This window comes from Mucilaginibacter gotjawali (assembly GCF_002355435.1).
Taxonomy (GTDB): domain Bacteria; phylum Bacteroidota; class Bacteroidia; order Sphingobacteriales; family Sphingobacteriaceae; genus Mucilaginibacter; species Mucilaginibacter gotjawali.
On the sequence record NZ_AP017313.1, the window covers coordinates 5,075,815 to 5,095,870 of the forward strand.

Below are 20,056 nucleotides of genomic sequence, written 5' to 3' on the forward strand. Positions count from 1 at the left end.
CGAATTGAATTTGGAAGATAGAAAGAAAAAGGTTAAGAGCATTTTAGTTACACTGCCTAAACCTGAGAATGATAAAAATCCATACGCCGAGCTTGCTAAAAAGCTTAACCTGAAAATTGATTTCAGATCATTTATTCACGTTGAAGGTGTGCCCGCAAAAGATTTCCGCAAGGAAAAAATCAACCTTGCCGATTTTAGCGCTGTGATATTTACCAGCCGGAACTCTGCTGATCATTTTTTCAGGATCTGTGAAGAAATGCGTTTCGAGGTGCCGGTTGAGATGAAGTATTTCTGCCTTTCAGAAACCATCGCCCTTTACCTTCAAAAATATATCCAATACCGCAAAAGGAAAATATTTTTTGGCAAACAAACGGCATCCGATCTGGCTGAAGTGCTGAAAAAACACTCCGGCGAGAAATTTCTGTACCCCTGCTCTGATGTCGCTGCAGAAGAAACCCAAAAATTCCTGCTCGAAAACGGTTATAATTTCACCCCTGCGGTTCTTTTCCGTACGGTTTGCAGTGATCTTTCTGACCTTGCAGAAGTATTTTATGATGTGATTGCTTTCTTTAGCCCGTCAAGCATCCAATCGCTGTACAAGAACTTCCCCGATTTCAAGCAAAATAATACCCGGATCGCTGCGTTTGGCGCAACCACACACAAAGCAGTGCTCGAAGCAGGTTTGATACTGGATATCCCGGCGCCAACGCCAGTTGCCCCTTCAATGACCATGGCCATTGAGCAATATTGCAAAATCGTAAATAAATAACCGCCGCCGATAAGGTTGTTTTAAACAACCACCTTATACTTATACGATTACACTTTATTAAAAACGGATCGCTGACAATGGTTACGATCCTAAAATAGCGCTGTTGCAACCGGGCAGCGTAAACAATACAGGCGCATAAATGGTTGTTAAAATGAAAAAACACGTGCTTTATGTAATCATTTTGCAACTATTTTTAATAATGGCTCGTATAAATGGAAACAATTTAGCATAATTGTAATGGATAATCAGATATAAATTATGCCGTTATTAGCTAAGAGTTTATATTAGTTTAGCAAAAATTAATGTAGATTTGACTAATAATATGTTTTTTATAATTAGGTGGATCAAATTTAATATATTCGGGGGTCACATTGTGTTATATTTATATAACTGATTTTTGATTTAAAAATGAAGCAAATTTACTTTTTAATTGCAGTCTTGGCTGTTGGAATATTAAGCGGCTGTAGCAAAGGCGGAGACAGGGGTGAGTTAACCGGGGTCCCGCAACGTTCATTCAGAGCCGAGGTGCCGTTGGGCATGGTTTATATCCCCGGAGGTTCGTTCCTGATGGGTCAAACAGATCAGGATGTTACTTTTTCCCAGATCGCCCAAACCAAGCAAGTTACTGAACCACCATTTTTTATGGACCAAACCGAGATCAGTAACAGCCAATACCGCCAATTTGTAAACTGGGTCCGCGATTCAGTTGCCATCACCAATTACCTTAACGACGACAAATATTACCTGAAGCCTCAAAAAGGCGAAGTTACCAATGGTAAAAAATACATCAACTGGGCCTATGTAAAACGTTATCCTGTAATGAGTACCCGCAAAGGCGCAGGCTCAGCCGCTGCTTCTGCAAAACTGCAGGGGATGTATTACCAGGGTGATGACAGGCTGTTTGACCGTAACGAACTTGACGTGCGCCTTTTAAAATATAATTATGCCCAGATGGTATTGCGTGATGCGGCTAATTATAAAGATGATAAAAGTAAAAAACGTTCCGACTTCATTTTCCGCGATACTGTACCTGTTTACCCGGATACATTGGTGTGGCTGAGTGACTTCTCCTATGCGGCAAATGAACCCATGACTGAAAGCTATTTTTCGCACCCTGCTTACCGTAACTATCCGGTAGTGGGTGTTACCTGGCGCCAGGCTGAAGCTTTTACTGTTTGGCGCACGCGCTATAACGAAGCTTATAAAGATTCAAGGCATATCCCGCACCGTGCCCCCTATGATCTGCCTACCGAAGGTGAGTTTGAATATGCCGCACGTGGTGGCAGGGTTGGTACCGATTACCCATGGGGCGGGCCATACATTAAAAATGCCAAAGGTTGCCTGCTGGCAAACTTTAAACCCGGCCGCGGTAACTATACCGACGATGGCGGCGCTTATACCGTAAGTGTAAAATCTTATTTCCCCAACGATTTCGGCTTATATAATATGGCCGGCAACGTAGCCGAATGGACATTATCAGCCTTTGATGAATCCGCTTCGACATTTGTACATGACCTTGCGCCAACTTTTAATTACCATGCCAAACCAAATGACGCGCCTGTTTTAAAACGTAAAGTTGTGCGTGGCGGATCATGGAAAGATGTTGGATTCTTCCTTCAAAACTCTACCCGTACTTTTGAGTACCAGGATACTGCAAAATCATATATCGGCTTCCGTTGTGTAACCCACTACCTGGGCCGTGATATCAAAGATAAACGCTAAAAAATCAATTTCAACAAAACAAAAATTAAACGCTTTTTAAAAACGACTATGACTGGGAAGAGAGAACCATACGGAATTAATAATATTGTATCCTGGGGTGCAACAATTGTTATTATAGGCCTATTATTTAAAATTCAGCACTGGCAGTATGCTACAGTTTTTATAACCCTTGGGTTAGGCACTGAGGCGGTATTGTTTTTCCTGTTGGGTTTTCAAAGAGACGTGAAAGAGATTGACTGGACCCGCGCTTATCCCGAACTGGATTACGATTATGACGGAGAGTTGCCAAAAGCAGCTTCAAAGAAATTAACAGGTGGAGGCGACAGTTTTTCAAATACCGCCGCACTTGACCAGATGCTGTCAGAAGCAAAGATAGGCCCTGAACTGATCGGCAGCCTTGCCAGCGGTTTAAGGACTTTTGGTGATAAAGTGAACTCTATTTCGCGCGTTACCGATGCAGGCGATGCAACAATGGCTTTTACTGCTAAAGTTAAAGAAGCTACCGCCAGTTACGAAAAACTGGGAAGCTCTTTTGCAAAAGCATCCGGCAACCTTGATGAAATAGCAAGCACCAGCATCGATTCAAAATCATACCACGAGCAGGTAAACAAGATGGCCAAAAACTTAACGGCTTTAAATGCTGTATATGAGCTGGAATTGCAGGACTCAAGCAACCATCTGAAATCAATGAACAAATTTTACCAGGATATGTCAACCACAGTTAAAAACTTTAATGATTCGGCAAATGATGCCAAATTATTTAAGGACGAAGTTAACCGTTTGGCTAAAAACCTGGCAACACTGAACTCGATATACGGTAACATGCTTTCGGCAATGAACCAGCCACGTGTTAATAGCTAACCAGTTTTGATCATTAAGAACATTAATATTTAATACACATGGCTGGAGGTAAACAAACCCCAAGACAACGAATGATAGGTATCATGTACCTGGTACTTTTGGGCCTCATCGCCCTTAACGTACCGGATAGCTTATTGGATGCCTTTAAAAATATAACTATAAGCCTTGATTCATCAAGCAAAAATGTTACCAACGGCGTTGAGACAACTTTTCAAACTTTTGAGGCTACAAAGCTAAAGGACGAACCACAAAGAGCCGCGCCAATTTTAAAACGTGCGAAAGATGCAGCAGCAGTAGCTGAATCATTAGTTAAATACGTTGAGTATTTAAGAGCTTTATTGGTTAAAGAAGGTGGTGGCATTAATCCCACTATCAATGACGTAGACGCAAGGGAAAATCTCGATATTTCTCCACGTTTGATGATCACAGACAAACGTGCTGATTCATTGAAAGACAAAATAGACCAGACAAAAGCACAACTCTTTGCGGCATTGAACGAAAAAGAAAGAAAAGGAGTTAACTTTTCTTTAAATACTGATGCTCCTCCATCAAGTTTAGGCGTAACCAAAACCTGGCAGGATGCCTATTTTGGTGAGGGTATCCCTTTAGGAGCTACCTTAACCACCCTTGCAAAAATAGAAACGGATACAAAAAACGCCGAAAACGAAGTAGTTAAAAGAATATTAGGCGAAGCAGAAAAGGCCCAGGTAAACCTTGACCAATTTAATGCTGTTGCAGTTGCACCTACAAGCTATGTGCTTGTAGGACAGCCTTATACTGCGGACGTATTTTTAACTGCGTATGACTCTAAATTGTCTCCAAACATTACGGTGGGCGGTTCTCCTTTAACGGTTGATGCTGGCAAAGGCAAATATGCTGGAAGTACATCCAGTGTAGGTTTACATACATGGTCGGCTACGATATCTTTTAAAGACAATGATGGCAAGATCCAAACTTACAATACGCCTTCACAAACTTATATGGTCGCTGCCCCTTCGGCTACCGTATCGCCTACCAAAATGAATGTGCTTTACATTGGTTTGCCTAATCCACTTTCTATCTCAGCACCCGGTATCGCAAAAGAAAATTTGCGGGTAACTATGACCGGTGGCAGCATTAGCGGTTCAAACGGCAATTACACCGCTACTGTTAGTTCTATCGGTCAGGCTACGGTAAGTGTTTCGGGTGAATTAACAAAAGGCAAAACTTCATTCTTAGGAAGCAGTATATTCCGTGTTAAACGGATTCCGGATCCTAAAGCACAGTTTGCAGGCAAAAGTGGTGGCAACACCAGCGCAGCGAACATCAGGGCGCAGGACCGGGTATTTGCAAAGCTTGAAGATTTTGAGTTCGACGCCAAATTTAACGTAACCCGTTTTACCCTGCTGATTGCAAAACCAAGGCAGGATGTGGTTACCTTATCTGCTACAGGCAATGAACTGACCAGCGCGATGAAATCATTTATGAATAATGTTACACCGGGTACAACCGTTGTATTTAAAGATATAATAGCCGTAGGGCCTGACGGAAGTCAGCGCGGCCTTGACCCTATTGTGTTGAGTGCAAATTAAAATGTTATGAAAAGGAAAATTTTAATCATTGTATTGTGCCTTGCAACTGTAGCATCCTATGCACAAAGTAGTAAAAAGAGGAGAAAACCAAAACCTAAAACAACTACCCAGCAGCAGGTTAAAAAACCCGATACCACCAGTATAGCCCAAAGCGCAAGACCATTGGCGGATACCAGTAAAAAATTGGGGGGCAAACCAGGCAAGCATTTTGACCGTCCCCTGGATGGCTACTACAAAAAAGCAATATATTAAATGCTAAAGTTACTCCTTATCCAAACCTGCGCGAATCGGACGTAGCTTTTGCAAAACGTGTTTGGCGCGAGATTGACACGCGCGAAAAAATGAACGCTTACCTGGCGTCTCCAAAACAAAGGCTGATAGATGTAATTATGAATGCCGTTGCAGCGGGTGAGCTAACTGCTTACAGCGCAGTTCCGGATAAGGACAATGACCCGGATGGTGATAGCTTTTATGCGCCGCTTAGCCCTGATAAAGCAAGAAATGCAATGGCCGACAGTGTACCCGTTGATAAATTTGACAAGGATGGTAACAAGATAGGTACGGTAATGAAAGCCGGTGAATTAAACCCAGACAGCGTTGTGAAATTCAGGATAAAGGAAGACTGGGTATTTGACAGGCAGCGCTCCATATTTGAGCCCCGTATTATTGGTTTAGCGCCAATGGTAAAAGTTAAAGTTGGCAGCACCGAAGAATATCAACCTGCATTTTGGTTGTATTTCCCTGATGCAAGGCCAATATTTGCAGTGAAGGAAGTTGTCAGCAAAAACAGTGATAATACCGGCCTGAGTTTCGACGATATTTTTATGAAGAGGATTTTTACCAGCTACATCGTGAAAGAATCCAACGATAAGGATGAACGTATCAAAGATTACGCTACGGGTATAGATAAGCTGTACGAATCTGAACGGATCAAAAATCCCTGCAGGATTGGGAGCTGAATTTGTGGTCGTACTAATGAAGTCGGGAAAGTCCGAAAGTCAGTAAAGTCCGAAAGAAAAATATTTGATGCCCTGATGATTAATTTCGTCAGGGCATTTTTGTTGAACCACCGGTCAGACCTATCCACGCCGCTCATTGCGAGGAACGAAGCAATCTCTAATCAGGACATTCACGAAACGAAATGCATCAGAATTTCCGGCGTGCGGCTGACAGGTAATCCGTTTCGCGCCGGTCCGAGATTTGCATGTGTAGAGATTGCTTCGTTCCTCGCAATGAGCGACAAGAGGGTTATTTCTCCCCAAAATACGCAAGTATTGCCTTTGCCTGTTTGGTATTCACCACCTCCATCAAAACTTCTTCCGTCGCTTCGCGTACTTTTTTTACTGATTTAAAGTATTTCAATAATTTTTCGGCTGTGGTTTTGCCTATGCCTTCAATAAGCTCAAGTTCGGTAACCAAAGTTCCCTGATCCCGCTTCTTACGGTGAAAAGTTATGCCAAAACGGTGCGCTTCATCCCTTAAGTGCTGGATAACTTTTAAGGTTTCCGATTTTTTATCCAGGTATAAAGGATATTGATCGCCGGGGTAATACAATTCCTCCAGGCGTTTGGCAATGCCGATAACGGTAACCTGTTTTTCTATCCCGAGTAACCTCAGGCTCTTCATGGCTGATGACAGCTGCCCCTTGCCGCCGTCGATAACGATCAGTTGCGGCAGTTCCCCAGCTTCATCCAGCATGCGCCTGTAGCGCCTGTGAACAGCCTCTTCCATCGTAGCAAAATCATCAGGGCCTTCTACGGTTTTTACATTAAAATGCCGGTAATCTTTTTTTGAAGGCTTCCCATCCTTAAATACAACAATTGCCGAAACCGGGTATTTACCCTGGAAATTGGAGTTATCAAAACACTCAATGTGCCGCGGCAGGGTATTCATCCGCAGGTCTTTCATCATTTGCGTAAGCAGCCTTTCGGTTCTTATTTCCGGGTTTAGTTTTTCATATTGATCGATCTTTTCTTTCCTGAAGAACCGCACATTTTTCTCCGAAAGGTCAAGCAGTTTCCGCTTTTCACCCAACTTCGGCACCGTAAATTTTAACGACTGATCTTCAACGTCGATATTAAAAGGAACGATGATCTCTTTTGAATGGCTTTCATACCTGGTCCTGAACTCGGATATAGCCAACTCCAATAGCTCCTCATCACTTTCATCCAGCCGCTTTTTCAGCTCGATGGTTTGTGTCTGGATGATGGTGCCATTCATCACCTTTAAGTAATTTACAAAGGCATATTTTTCGTCGGAGGCGATGCTGAATACATCCACATCGGTAATAGAGGAGTTAACCACCGTTGACTTGCTCTGGTAATTCTCCAGCAACTCGAATTTTCTTTTTAAGCGATGGGCATATTCAAAATTCATGTCGGCAACTGCCTGCTCCATATCACTTTTCAGGTTACGAAGTACGCCGCCGATCTTCCCGGTTAAAATGTCTTTAATTTCATTAATGCTGTGGTCGTAATCATCTTCCGTCTGGTAATCCTGGCAGGGCCCTTTACAGTTACCCAACTGGTATTCCAAACAAACCTTAAACTTGCCTTTTTGAATATTTTCTTTATTGAGCGCCAGGTTACAGGTACGTAAGGGATAAGTTTCTTTTATCAGCCCTAAAATATTATGCATCATACTTACCGATGCATAAGGCCCAAGATATTTTGACCCATCGCGTACGATGCGCCTGGTCCAAAAGATGCGCGGGTAATGTTCATTTTTGATGATGATCCAGGGATAGGTTTTATCATCCTTTAACATGACATTATACCGCGGCTGGTGCTTCTTTATCAAACTGTTCTCCAACAGCCAGGCATCAACCTCAGTATCAACAATGGTAAAGGTGACATTCCGGATCTTGGATACCAATACCCGGGTTTTGGCATTTACATTATAGTCCTTGTTAAAATATGAGCCCACACGGTTACGCAGGTCCTTTGCTTTACCGATATAGATCAGTTCCTTCTCCTCGTCCCAAAACTGGTAAATGCCTGGTTTATGGGGAATATTTTTTAACGCTTCTTTGTAGTCAAATTTGTTCATTGGTTCACTGGTTCATTAGTTCATTGGTAGCATGGCTTATCCGATTCAATAAACCTTTGAATGATTTAAATACCTGCCTTGTTAGCAGCTGATTTACCAATAAACTTTAGATAAGCATTTAGCTTAAGATGAATAGATTGAAGTTTTTCAAATAATGCAGTGAATTGATCTTCATTCAAAAGTCCCCTTGTTTTTGACTTTTTCAGCCACCCCTTTGTTTCAACTATCGAGCCCCGGCTAAAATAACAGAAGTTTTTATTTTCTTTATAATGATACCGCCCGTACCCTTCAGCAATATTTGCCCCGATTGAGTCAGCAGACCTTACAATTTGCTTGCCAACAGTATCTTTGGCAAAATAATCCCATTCACTTACGATAAACCAAATTTCATCACTAAAACTCTCGGCTAATTGGTAAACTTCTAAATCTTCAAGATTATAATAACTCATCATTATATTTTTTGAAAATAATTAACGGAAATTAATTAGCGAACTGTGCAACCAATAAACTAATGAACCAGTGAACTAATGAACCAATCAGAATCCTAACTTCTTATCCACATCATTTGTTCCCTGCTGCTGCTGTTTATAGGCATTACAATCTAAAGTAATGGTCATGTTTTTTGGGGCGTCAAAATCAACATTTTTTTTGATCCCAAGGGCCGGATTGGCATAAACCCTTTTCATAAATCCTGCAAATATAGGCAGGGCCGAATTGGCGCCTTCGCCAAGCCTTGTTGACCGGAAGTGAATATCCCGGTCTTCGCAGCCTGACCATACACCGGTAACCAATTGCGGTGTTATCCCAATAAACCAGCCGTCGGAGTTTTCCTGGGTGGTACCGGTTTTACCGCCAATAGGGTTATTTAAGCCATATTTATACTTTAACCTTGATCCTGTACCATCTTCTATTACTCCTTTCAGCATATAGGTCATTACGTAAGCGCTTTGCGCATCCATCGCCTGCACCACTTTAGGGGTATGGGTATAAACCACGTTGCCATTTTTATCTTCAATACGCAAAATAAATGTGGGCTCAGTCCAGGTGCCGTGGTTGGCAAATACCGAATAAGCGCCTGTCATATCAAATACCGAAGCATTAAATACACCCAAACAAATTGATGGATATGGCGGTACATCGCTGGTAACGCCCATCTTTTTGATCAGCTCCATTACGGGTGTTGGTTTCACTTCATTCATTACATAGGCCGTTACATAATTTTGCGAATGCGCCAGCGCTGTTCTCAGCGAGATAGCCCCCGGCAGCGTTTCAGTAGGCGATGAACCCGGCGTCCAGCCGTCAATCGTAACCGGTACATTATCCACTTCCTGGCAGGGCGAAAAGCCATTTTCGATGGCAACGGCATAGGTAAACGGTTTGGCGGTTGAACCCACCTGCCGTGTGCCAACTTTAACCTGGTCGTATTTAAAATGTTCAAAATCTGTGCCGCCTACCCAGGCCTTTACATAGCCGGTGGTTGGGTCCATGCTCATCAGGGCATTGCGCAACATCATTTTTGAGTATAATATCGAATCAATTGGCTTCATCAGCGTATCAATATCTCCCCGCCAGGTAAATAACTCCAGGCTGTCGGGTGTATCAAAATTTTGCCTGATCTCGTCTTCTGATTTACCCTGCAACTCCAATTGCTTGTACCTGTCAGACCGGTACATCCCTTCGTCGAGCAATAATTTAAAATTCTTGATGCTTTTCCACCGGCTAACCCCTTTCCATTGATCATTGAACTGACCTTGTAACTGGGGCATATACTCGCGCTGTGCTTCTTCCGCATATTGCTGCATTGTAGCGTCAATGGTGGTATATATTTTTAAACCGTCGCGGTCAAGGTCATATGGGGTGCCGTCTGACCGGACAATATTCTGGTTTTTAAAGATCTTTTGGATCTCCTGTTTCAGTACCGCCCTGAAATATGGCGCCGGCCCTTCGTTATGGTTCATCGGGTTAAAGTCGATCCCCAATGGTTTGCTTTTAAACTCCTGCAACTGGCCATCGGTTAGATAGCCTTGTTTCTCCATCAAGCCAAGGATCAGGTTTCGCCGGTTTAGCGCCCTGTCCGGATGCCGTATGGGTGAGTAAACACCGGGACCCTTAACCATACCAACCAACACAGCCGCCTGGTCGGGCGTAAGTTTATCAGGGGTAACATTAAAGTAGGTATGCGCAGCAGATTTGATACCAAAAGTATTGTAAGCGCCAAAATCCACTGTGTTTAAGTACATCGTTATTATTTCCTGCTTGGTATACCGCCGCTCAAGGCGAACCGCGATAATCCATTCTTTTAATTTTTGTGTGAGGCGTACAAAGGGGTTATGTGCACCCTGGCTCCCCGAAAAGAGATTTTTAGCCAGCTGCTGGGTAATAGTACTCCCCCCCTGCTTTGACCCGATCAGGTTTAATAAAGGAATGGTAAACAAACGGCGAAAATCTATCCCCGAATGGTCATAAAATCGCGAATCTTCGGTTGCGATCAGCGCGTTTACTACATTGGGCGACAGCTGCGAAAAGCTTACACTGGAACGGTTTTGTACATAATAAGTCCCCAGAACTGTAGTGCCATCTGCCGATATAACTTCAGAAGCCTGGTTACTTTTAGGATTTTCAAGGTCGCGGAAAGATGGGAGTTGCCCGAATAAGCCGAAATAGGTAACCACAAGCAGCAATACAAAAAGTGCAAAAAAGCTTAGCACCGCTCTCCACAGGTACCAGTTATACCTTTTTATATCCCCGGGCGAAAGTTTAATGATCATGATCAGTAATTGTTTTGAAAATAGTCGATATAACTATCCAATGTTTTTTGGTCGGCTAATTTATCCAGATTTTCCTTAGTAATAATAAAAAAGCTGTACTTATCCTTTGGCACCTTCATAATATCCGGCAAAAGCGGTACAATATCATGGGCAAACTTCTTTACTTTTTCCAGCGAAGGGAACAAGCCTACATAGATCACCTGGTCATGATCGCCAACGGCTTTCAACTGATGTTTAATGCCGTTGCCTGCATAATTTGCCCGGGTAAACTGCCCTATTCCAAAACGCGAAGAGGCCAGATTAGTTGTACCCGATGTAACATTTACTACAAAGTAATAATTGGTGCTGTCGCCTTTCGAAAAAATGGAAGGCACAACAACTTTAGCTTTCAGCGCATCCGGATCGGCCTGCGACGAGATCGCCTCCTGGCTTGCTTTTACAGAATCAACCGGGGCAACTGTTTTGGGCGTTTCAACCGGCGGACTAACAGGTGGCGCTGCCTGCGTGATAATTTTAGTTGTATCTACAGGCGGGGCCTTTGGCACAACCTGTGCCACCGCATTTGTGGTGTCTGTCTTTGGAATAACTTTTGGTGTTACCTGAACGATAGTTTTGGGCGTATCCGTTTTCGGGCTATTTTTTGGAACAGTTACCTGCGCTATAGTTTTGACAGAATCTTTCTTCGGGGTGATTTTTGGAACAACCACCTCTTTTTTCACCTTTGTTGAATCAACTTTCGGCACTGCCTTCACTATTTCAGCAGGCTTTTTCACCGGCTCTTCTTTCTTTTTTTCCGGGAGCCGTTCGCCGGGTTTGGCCGCAAAAATATAAGGCTTCAATATTTTTCGGTAAGTAGCCTTCTCTTTATTTTCCTGGGCAAGGGTAAAAGGGACATCATGGGGGTCGACATCTGCTAAAACTACATTCCTCGCCAGCATTTCATTTTGGTTTGCACTAATATAAGCCAGGTGCTGTTTAGCCAGCGGAACGATCAGCTTATCATTGGGGTATATTTTAATCAGTTGCTGCAAACTATCTGCAAATGGGCCAACCTTTTCATTATGCCCCTGCGAAATTATTTGCAGGTAAAATATCTGGGCCGATAATTTACTGCCGGGATATTTTTTTAGAAGCAACGGGGCCTTCTCAATTACCTCTTTGTATTTTTTATTGGCATACAAATCAAAAACATCGTTGTAAGCCTTGGTAAATTCAGCATCCTGGTCCTCAAGCTTCCTGGCAAACTCCGGATCAATGATGATTTTAGCGAAAGGGGTTTCGGGGAATTCTTTCAGTAACTTGTTTTTATAAAAATCAGACTTCGCCGGGTCGATGTCGCTGTAAAGCCTGTACAGGTTATAATAAATCGCCGGTTTATTTGGATCCTGCGGAAAACGGGCCAGTACCTTTTCAAAAATTTCAATAGCATCTTTCTTGTCTTCCAGGATATCCCTGTAAAAATCACCCAGGTCTGTATAAGCATTATAAACCCGCAGGTTGGATGCAGAAAGCAGCGCGGGTGTAAGCGGAAGTGCAGCAACCAGGTCCTTACGGAAACTTGATGCCGAATTGGATGTTTTACCTGTATTGGAAGGCCCGGCCGGCGCATCAGGGTCTGCAGATTGAGCAGCGACTGCCGGATTACTGCTTGCTTCAGCTGCGCCCCTGGTGCTTCTTCTCCAGTTATCTTCCAGCGTACGGTTACCCCAAACGCGTTTAAAATCGTTATATCCCTGGCTCACTGCGGTAGCATTATCAAAATAAAACGTTCCGCCTTTTGCCTGGCTCCCTGATGCCAGCCTGGAGCCACCTGCGCGGGATGCCGTGGTTGCGGCATTGGTCTGCGCCGCCGCAGCCGCTGCCTTTTGCTGCAAGGTGTTATCATTCACCATTTTATCAATAACACCCGCACGGGTTTTTTCATCCATCCGGGCAAGCGCCTGCAGCGTATCCTCTTTGGCTATAATTTGCAAACGTTCAGCAAGGTAAGAAAGGTTGCTCCCTATTTTTTTGATGCCCACATAACCGGGGTAATTGGTTGGCAAACTGGTTAACGTACTGTCGTAATACTTCTTCGACTTTAAATAATCGGCTTTAATTTTAAAATAGATCTCCGCAAGCCTTAAATAGGAAAGTCCCTTCTGGCCCTGGTTTTTAACACTTGTCCGTACGGACAGGTTATAATACTTTATGGCATCATCAACTTTTTTGTCGGCCATTTCCAGTTGCGCCACCTGGTAATAGATCTGGTCTTTAAATTCTTTATTATTCGGGTTCTTCAAAAGGGCAAGCAACTTGGTGATCCGGTCTATTTTTACCCCGTTTTGGTTGTCTTCAATCCGTATCAGGTTTAAGCTGGCATTAAAGGCCATTTCAAACTGGGCGTTACTCTTCGAGATCTGGTCGTAATTCCGCGCGGCATTTACCTGTTCATTGTTCAGTTCCTGTACCTGGGCCAAAATAAAGGTCCACCGCAGCCGCCGGGTTTTGTCGTGGCAATATTTCAAGGCCAGTTTGGCCATTTCCTCCGCGTCTTTGTAATCTTCTGCAGCTATATCATATTGCAATTTAGCAGCGTAAATATCAGCAGATATCTTCTTTTTAGGGTTGATGCTTTCAATGGCGCTGTCAATAACCATTTTCGCTTTTGGCAACTGGTTCAAATAAATTAATGCCCTCGTCTTCCAGATCCTGGCATCGCGTACCAGGTCATTTCGTTTAGGATAGTTATGGATCACATAACTCAAAAATTCATCTGCGTTATAAAAATTACCTTCCAGGTAGTTAGCCTGTCCCAAAACAAGATAGGCGTCGCCGATATATTTACTCTGGTCCTTATAATTAATGATGGTATACCCTTTTGCTATCGCTGCCTCCAGGTCTTTATCAGGTGTCTGGCTTTGTGCAATGGTATCCGGGTAAACACTTAATATTTCATTGTAATTATCAACAAATGATATTTCATAGCTATCCTGTTTCTGCTGCAATATCTCTTTTGCGTTAAAAAGGATATTAAAATTCGCAGTAAGGTTTTGCATATCGCGGTTAAAGCCGCTTTGTTTCTGGAGCGCACACCCCGACAGGATCGCCATCAAAGCAATTACCAGCAATTTAAAGGGTTTATTTACAGAAAGTTTAGATGTTAGCCTCAATTTTAAACGGGGATATAAAAGCCTTGCTAATTTAGCAACAATTATGAAATAGGTTTAATAAATTTGAAGATGGATAAAAACAAACCTCCAAAAGAGAATAACACGGGCAATGGCTATTTAAAGTATAGCGGAATGGGCTTTCAGATGATTGCGATCATCGGGCTATTTACGTACGCGGGCTATAAAATAGATCAGTCGGCCCAGCACCAGGTAAAATGGGTTACTGCCATTCTTTCGCTAACGGGTGTTTTTATATCTTTGTACGTCATCATAAGGTCTGCAAAAAGCTGAGTTTATTTAAGTCTTTTTAGCACATCATAAAAATTACAACCTCTCTCATTCAAATGAAAGTAACATCTTCTATTATTTTATTCGTGGTATTTATTATTGTTATCGCGATACCGCCGGCGGCACTTCAATATACAGGGAACACTGGTTTATTAACGCCAAATTTCTGGACTGTCTTCTGCTTTATGTCGGGTATCACGTTTTTAGTAGTTGCCGTGATGCTTATTGTCGGGCGGAAAAACCAGGAGCATTTTACCCCGGCATTTTTGGGCGGCACCACCTTTAAGTTGTTAGCCTGTTTAATATTTATTTTTGTTTTTTTATCAAAAAACCCCTCAAATAAGCCCATTTTTTTGGCTAATTTTTTATACGTATATTTATTAAATACTGTCTTTGAAGTTTATGTTTTGTTGCGTAACTTGCGGCACGAAAAATTAAAGTAGAAAACTTCATTTAGATGAATAATAGCTCGATTTTGAACTTAAAACTTTTTAGAATTTCTTTGTTTTGTGCGTTTTTTTCAATCGCAGGCTTGTTTAGCACCCCGGTTAAGGCCGAAGGAAATACCACTGATACTACTAAAAAGGCCTATGATGCCAAGGCAACAATACTTGAACATATTGGCGACTCACATGTATGGCCGATAATTGCTGAAAAGTGGCTCCCGCTTCCTGTAATTGTATATACAGATAAAGGGCTTGAAAGTTTTTCATCAGGTAAATTAATGCCGGAGGGCACTGTTTATAAAGGCGAAAAATACAGCTACAAACTGGAAGAGAACAAGATAAAAGCAGTGGACGCATCCGGAAATATTGATGAAGCGGCCACAAAAAAGCTGAAGGACTTTTCAATCACCCGCAACGTGGTGAGTATGTTTATGACCATGGCTATTTTACTTATTATATTTTTAAGTATTGCCGGCTCCTACAAAAAACGTGTGGGTAAAGCGCCTAAAGGTCTTCAGTCATTTTTGGAGCCCGTTATATTATTTGTGCGCGACGATATAGCCATCCCTAATATCGGCAGTGTGAAAGCACACAGGTTTTTACCCCTGCTGCTTACCATCTTCTTTTTTATCCTTATTAACAACCTGTTTGGTATGATCCCGTTTTTCCCGGGTGGCTATAACCTTACCGGTAATATCGCTGTAACAGCAGTGCTTTCCATTATCATATTTTTTGTGGTTAACCTTAACGGCAACAAGCATTACTGGAAACACATTTTTGTACCAAACCCCTGGTGGTTATTCTTTATCATGATCCCGGTTGAAATTGTGGGCATATTTACAAAACCTATCGCGTTAATGATTCGTTTGTTTGCCAACATTACCGCCGGCCACATTTTAATATTAAGCTTAATATCGTTAATATTTATTTTCAAAACAATTGCTGTTGCCCCTGTTTCAATTGTGTTTGTGGTATTTATGGATGCCATTGAGTTACTGGTTGCCTTTTTACAAGCCTATATTTTCACCCTGCTGGCATCATTGTTTATCGGGATGGCTATTGAAGAGCATCACAGTGAAGTTTTGTAATTAATTATCTTTTATATAAACACGTTTAAATTTAAAACACAATGACTGGAATGATTGGAAGCATCGGTATGGTTTTAGCTCAGGCTACTACTGTGCACGGAAGCGTTGCAGGTTTGGGTGCCGGCTTAGCTGCAATTGGTGCAGGTATCGGTATTGGCCAGATCGGCGGTAAAGCTGTTGAAGCTATTGCACGTCAGCCTGAAGCAATTTCTAAGATCCAACTTAACATGATCATCGCTGCCGCCCTTGTTGAAGGTGTGGCCCTGTTCGCGGTGGTTGTTGCAGCATTCTTTTAGGGTGCAGCGAAAAAACAACCCGGAGCGGTTGGCTCCGGGCTGTTTTTCACTTAATTAATTGATTATTAAAAATATATTTTAAATATGGATTTAGTTACCCCCGCATTAGGTTTAGTTTTTTGGACGACGCTTTGTTTTGCGATATTATTATTTATACTGGGTAAATTTGCCTGGAAACCTATTTTAGCTGCCGTTGCTGAACGTGAAAACTCTATTGAATCGGCCTTATCGAAAGCTGAAGCGGTAAAAGAAGAAATGGCCCGCTTAACCAGCGAGAACGAGGCTTTGTTAAAACAAGCCCGTGCTGAGCGCGATACTATTTTGGCAGAAGCAACCAAAGTAAAAAACCAGATCATCAGCGAAGCTAAAGAAGCAGCACAAAAAGAAGGTTCACGCCAGATTGAGCTTGCCCGTGTAGAAATCAATAACCAGAAAGCGATAGCTATGGCTGACGTTAAAAACCAGGTGGCCAGCCTATCACTGGAAATTGCTGAGAAAATTTTACGCAAGCAGTTTGAGGATTCGAAAAAACAGGACGAACTGGTTAAGGAATTATTAAAAGAAGTAAAACTTAGTTAGATATGAGACATGAGATGTGAGATATGAGAAAAGAGCGCTGCTCCCAAACTTAATGTCTCAAATCTCAAATCTCATTTCTCACATCTCAATAATAATATGTCAGAATTAACAGTCGCATCAAGGTACGCCAAATCATTAATTGATCTTGCAGGTGAACAAAGGCTTGTGGAAGAGATCAAGAATGATATGGACCTTTTTCATCATACTTTAAGGGTTAATCCCGAATTGAAAGCGGTTTTAGCCAACCCGATCGTTTCACACCCCAAAAAGATCAATATACTGGATGAAGTATTCGGCAAAAAGGTTAACAAAGTAACCAATGCCTTTTTTAAGCTGATGATCAACAAAAGCCGCGGTGAGGTTTTATATGCAACCGCTAAGGAATATGTGCACCAATACGATATCATGAACAATATTGTTGAGGCCCGCGTAGTATCGGCTACTGAATTATCGGCAGCTAACAAGGAAACACTGGTTGCTGATATTAAAAAGGCCACAGGCGGTAACATCAAGCTTGAAGCAAAGGTAGACCCATCACTGATCGGCGGCTTTGTTTTAACTGTTGGCGACAGGCAGGTTGATACCAGTATAGCTGCTGACCTTAGAAAATTGAAAAAAGAATTTGCCCAGGGGGTTAATTAATAAAAACAACAAAAACGCTAAAATAAAATTAAAAAATGGTAGAGGTAAGACCAGATGAAGTATCAGCAATTTTGCGTCAGCAATTAGCCGGCTTCAAGTCAGAATCTGAATTAGAAGAAGTGGGTACTGTGCTCCAGGTGGGCGACGGTATCGCGCGCGTTTACGGATTAACAAAAGTACAATCAGGCGAGCTGGTTGAGTTTGGTACCGGTTTACAGGGTATCGTACTTAACCTTGAAGAAGATAACGTGGGTGTGGTATTGCTCGGTAAATCCGATGATATAAAAGAAGGTGATACCGTTAAACGTACCAACCGCATCGCCTCAATCAATGTAGGTGAAGGCATGCTTGGCCGCGTTGTGGATACCCTGGGTAATCCTATCGACGGTAAAGGCCCTATAAAAGGCCAGACCTACGAAATGCCTTTGGAGCGTAAAGCACCAGGCGTTATCTATCGTCAGCCGGTAACCGAGCCATTACAAACAGGTATCAAAGCGATTGATGCGATGATCCCTATCGGTCGCGGACAGCGTGAGCTGGTAATCGGCGACAGGCAGACAGGTAAAACTGCCGTTTGTATCGATACCATCATCAACCAGAAAGAATTTTACGAAGCCGGTAAACCGGTAATATGTATCTATGTTGCCTGCGGCCAGAAAGCTTCTACCGTAGCCAACATCGTTCGCACATTGGAAGAAAAAGGCGCTATGCCATTTTCTATCATCGTTGCAGCCAACGCTTCTGACTCTGCTACCATGCAGTTCTTTGCTCCGTTTGCTGGTGCAGCAATCGGCGAATACTTCCGTGACACAGGTCGCCCGGCATTGATCATTTATGATGATCTTTCAAAACAGGCGGTTGCTTATCGTGAAGTATCCTTATTACTTCGTCGCCCACCGGGCCGTGAAGCATATCCTGGTGACGTATTTTATCTGCACAGCCGTTTACTGGAACGTGCCGCTAAAATCAGCCAGAATGATGAGATTGCACAGGCCATGAACGATCTTCCTGATTCTATCAGGGGTATTGTAAAAGGAGGTGGTTCGTTAACGGCTTTGCCGATCATCGAAACACAGGCTGGTGACGTATCTGCTTATATCCCTACCAACGTAATTTCAATTACCGACGGCCAGATCTTCCTTGAATCTAACTTGTTTAACGCAGGTGTTCGCCCGGCCATCAACGTAGGTATTTCGGTATCACGTGTGGGTGGTAACGCACAGATCAAGTCAATGAAAAAGGTTGCCGGTACGTTAAAGCTTGACCAGGCACAATACCGCGAGCTGGAAGCTTTCTCAAAATTCGGTTCAGATCTGGACGCTTCAACTAAAACTGTATTGGATAAAGGTGCGCGTAACGTTGAGATCTTAAAGCAAGGACAATATTCACCTGTAACTGTTGAAAAACAGGTTGCAATTATTTACCTGGGTACTAAAAACCTGATGCGTAATGTTCCGGTAAATAAGATCCGTGAATTTGAAAGCGAATTTACCAGCCAGCTGGAAGCACGTCACCCTGAAACATTAGCTGCCCTTAAAGCAGGTAAGTTTGATGATACGATCACCGGCGTACTGGAAACAGTTGCTAAAGAAATGACCGGGAAGTACTAATTTAGATATGAGATGTTAGATGTGAGATATGAGACAAAAGCATAGCTTACAGCTAACAGGAAGTTAAGAGAGATTGATGATTGAGAAGGGGGATGAAAATCTCAAATCTCAAATCTCAAATCTCAAATCTCAAAAAAGAATGGCTAATTTAAAAGAAGTAAGAAACAGGATAAAATCCGTAAGCTCAACACAGCAGATCACCAAAGCCATGAAAATGGTTTCGGCGGCTAAGCTGAAAAGGGCTACGAATGCTATTGTACAATTGCGCCCTTATGCTAACAAGCTGAAGGAATTATTGGCCAATTTATCGGCAAGCCTTGAAGACGGTTCATCGCCATTCCTGGCCGAGCGCGAGCCCAATAAAGTGCTGGTTATCGTAGTATCCTCCAATCGTGGTTTGGCAGGCGCTTTTAATGCAAATGTTATTAAAACCGCCAATAACCTGATTGCCGAGAAATACAGCGCGCAGTTAAGAGCAGGCAATGTTTCTATCGTAGCGATCGGTAAAAAAAGCCAGGAGTTTTATCAAAGGCGCAACTATAATGTTATTGGTAACAATAACGACCTGTACCTTGATTTGAATTTCGAAAATGCTTCAAAGATCACCGAGAGCATTATGGAAGGCTTTTTGAAAGGCGATTACGACCGGGTTGAACTGGTGTATAATCAATTTAAAAATGCCGCAATGCAAATATTGGTTGCTGAACAACTGATTCCGGTTCCGAAGCCTGCTGTAAAAGAAGTAAAAAAGGAAACCAAAGCGGCCGTACAGGTTGATTATATCCTTGAGCCTTCGCAGGAATCGATTGTTGAACAGCTAATCCCGAAAAACATCAAAACGCAGTTATACAAAGCCGTATTGGATTCAAACGCATCTGAACATGGCGCCCGGATGACGGCGATGGATAAAGCCACTGAAAATGCCGGCGATTTGTTAAAAGCCTTAAAGCTTTCCTACAACCAGGCCCGCCAGGCGGCGATCACTACCGAGCTTACCGAAATTGTAAGCGGCGCGGCAGCTCTTTCGGCAGAATAGGCCCAGCCCCCTCTAAATCTCCTCCGCCAATTGGCGGAGAGACTTAAAAAATATAAAAAGGCTTCCCTATTTGGGAGGCCTTTTTGTTGTCAGAACCGGGATTTTTAGGATTAATCAGATTCATCGGATTTTCATCCCGTTAACCTGATAAATCTGTTTAATCCTGGTTCAGACTTTAAA

At 42.7% G+C, this 20,056-nt stretch carries 18 protein-coding genes; 14 read left to right on the top strand and 4 right to left on the bottom strand.

Features of this window, described 5'->3' with window-relative positions; genetic code table 11:
* Positions 1-4 precede the first annotated feature (4 nt).
* The 6 genes from MgSA37_RS22420 (at position 5) to porN (ending at position 5,882) form a co-directional block, all read left to right on the top strand.
* Positions 5-769: a uroporphyrinogen-III synthase gene (locus tag MgSA37_RS22420; protein ID WP_172885359.1), complete on the top strand. Its 765-nt coding sequence runs from the start codon at positions 5-7 to the stop codon at positions 767-769.
* Positions 770-1,177: 408 nt separating this feature from the next.
* Positions 1,178-2,491, top strand: a complete 1,314-nt coding sequence (gene porK, locus MgSA37_RS22425; protein ID WP_096355211.1) for a T9SS ring complex lipoprotein PorK/GldK — start codon at positions 1,178-1,180, stop codon at positions 2,489-2,491.
* Between the two features lie 48 nt (positions 2,492-2,539).
* Positions 2,540-3,352 (top strand): type IX secretion system motor protein PorL/GldL, encoded by an 813-nt coding sequence (gene porL / locus MgSA37_RS22430; RefSeq protein WP_096355213.1) that lies wholly within the window; start codon positions 2,540-2,542, stop codon positions 3,350-3,352.
* Positions 3,353-3,390: 38 nt separating this feature from the next.
* Entirely contained in the window at positions 3,391-4,923 is a 1,533-nt protein-coding gene (gene porM, locus MgSA37_RS22435) for a type IX secretion system motor protein PorM/GldM (RefSeq protein ID WP_096355215.1), read from the top strand.
* A 6-nt stretch (positions 4,924-4,929) separates the two neighbouring features.
* Positions 4,930-5,175, top strand: coding sequence for a hypothetical protein (locus tag MgSA37_RS29215; protein WP_232010712.1), 246 nt, complete (start codon positions 4,930-4,932; stop codon positions 5,173-5,175).
* A 26-nt stretch (positions 5,176-5,201) separates the two neighbouring features.
* Positions 5,202-5,882 carry a type IX secretion system ring subunit PorN/GldN gene (gene porN, locus MgSA37_RS22440; RefSeq protein WP_232010892.1) on the top strand — a complete coding sequence of 227 codons (681 nt, stop codon included), beginning with the start codon at positions 5,202-5,204 and terminating at the stop codon, positions 5,880-5,882.
* A gap of 289 nt (positions 5,883-6,171) precedes the next feature.
* Here porN and uvrC read toward each other — a convergent pair whose 3' ends face one another.
* From uvrC to porW, 4 genes are all read right to left on the bottom strand, one after another.
* Entirely contained in the window at positions 6,172-7,971 is a 1,800-nt protein-coding gene (gene uvrC / locus MgSA37_RS22445; RefSeq protein WP_096355217.1) for an excinuclease ABC subunit UvrC, read from the bottom strand.
* Positions 7,972-8,036: 65 nt separating this feature from the next.
* Positions 8,037-8,423 carry a four helix bundle protein gene (locus MgSA37_RS22450; protein ID WP_232010713.1) on the bottom strand — a complete coding sequence of 129 codons (387 nt, stop codon included), beginning with the start codon at positions 8,421-8,423 and terminating at the stop codon, positions 8,037-8,039.
* A gap of 84 nt (positions 8,424-8,507) precedes the next feature.
* A complete protein-coding gene (locus MgSA37_RS22455) occupies positions 8,508-10,739 on the bottom strand; it encodes a transglycosylase domain-containing protein (RefSeq protein ID WP_096355219.1) in 2,232 nt (743 codons plus the stop codon).
* 2 nt (positions 10,740-10,741) lie between these two features.
* Entirely contained in the window at positions 10,742-13,891 is a 3,150-nt protein-coding gene (gene porW / locus MgSA37_RS22460; RefSeq protein ID WP_096355222.1) for a type IX secretion system periplasmic lipoprotein PorW/SprE, read from the bottom strand.
* Between the two features lie 69 nt (positions 13,892-13,960).
* Between porW and MgSA37_RS22465 the strand changes: the two genes are divergently transcribed.
* From MgSA37_RS22465 to atpG, 8 genes are all read left to right on the top strand, one after another.
* Positions 13,961-14,182 carry an AtpZ/AtpI family protein gene (locus MgSA37_RS22465; RefSeq protein ID WP_096355224.1) on the top strand — a complete coding sequence of 74 codons (222 nt, stop codon included), beginning with the start codon at positions 13,961-13,963 and terminating at the stop codon, positions 14,180-14,182.
* A 53-nt stretch (positions 14,183-14,235) separates the two neighbouring features.
* Positions 14,236-14,622, top strand: coding sequence for a hypothetical protein (locus MgSA37_RS22470; protein ID WP_096355226.1), 387 nt, complete (start codon positions 14,236-14,238; stop codon positions 14,620-14,622).
* Between the two features lie 32 nt (positions 14,623-14,654).
* On the top strand, positions 14,655-15,713 hold the full coding sequence (atpB, locus tag MgSA37_RS22475; RefSeq protein WP_311732857.1) for a F0F1 ATP synthase subunit A: 1,059 nt from the start codon (positions 14,655-14,657) through the stop codon (positions 15,711-15,713).
* 92 nt (positions 15,714-15,805) lie between these two features.
* Positions 15,806-16,009: an ATP synthase F0 subunit C gene (gene atpE, locus MgSA37_RS22480; RefSeq protein WP_096357681.1), complete on the top strand. Its 204-nt coding sequence runs from the start codon at positions 15,806-15,808 to the stop codon at positions 16,007-16,009.
* 84 nt (positions 16,010-16,093) lie between these two features.
* On the top strand, positions 16,094-16,588 hold the full coding sequence (atpF, locus tag MgSA37_RS22485; RefSeq protein ID WP_096355230.1) for a F0F1 ATP synthase subunit B: 495 nt from the start codon (positions 16,094-16,096) through the stop codon (positions 16,586-16,588).
* Positions 16,589-16,684: 96 nt separating this feature from the next.
* Positions 16,685-17,230, top strand: a complete 546-nt coding sequence (gene atpH, locus MgSA37_RS22490) for an ATP synthase F1 subunit delta (RefSeq protein WP_096355232.1) — start codon at positions 16,685-16,687, stop codon at positions 17,228-17,230.
* Between the two features lie 35 nt (positions 17,231-17,265).
* Positions 17,266-18,840, top strand: coding sequence for a F0F1 ATP synthase subunit alpha (atpA, locus tag MgSA37_RS22495; protein WP_096355234.1), 1,575 nt, complete (start codon positions 17,266-17,268; stop codon positions 18,838-18,840).
* A 139-nt stretch (positions 18,841-18,979) separates the two neighbouring features.
* A complete protein-coding gene (gene atpG, locus MgSA37_RS22500; RefSeq protein ID WP_096355236.1) occupies positions 18,980-19,876 on the top strand; it encodes an ATP synthase F1 subunit gamma in 897 nt (298 codons plus the stop codon).
* Positions 19,877-20,056: the final 180 nt, after the last annotated feature.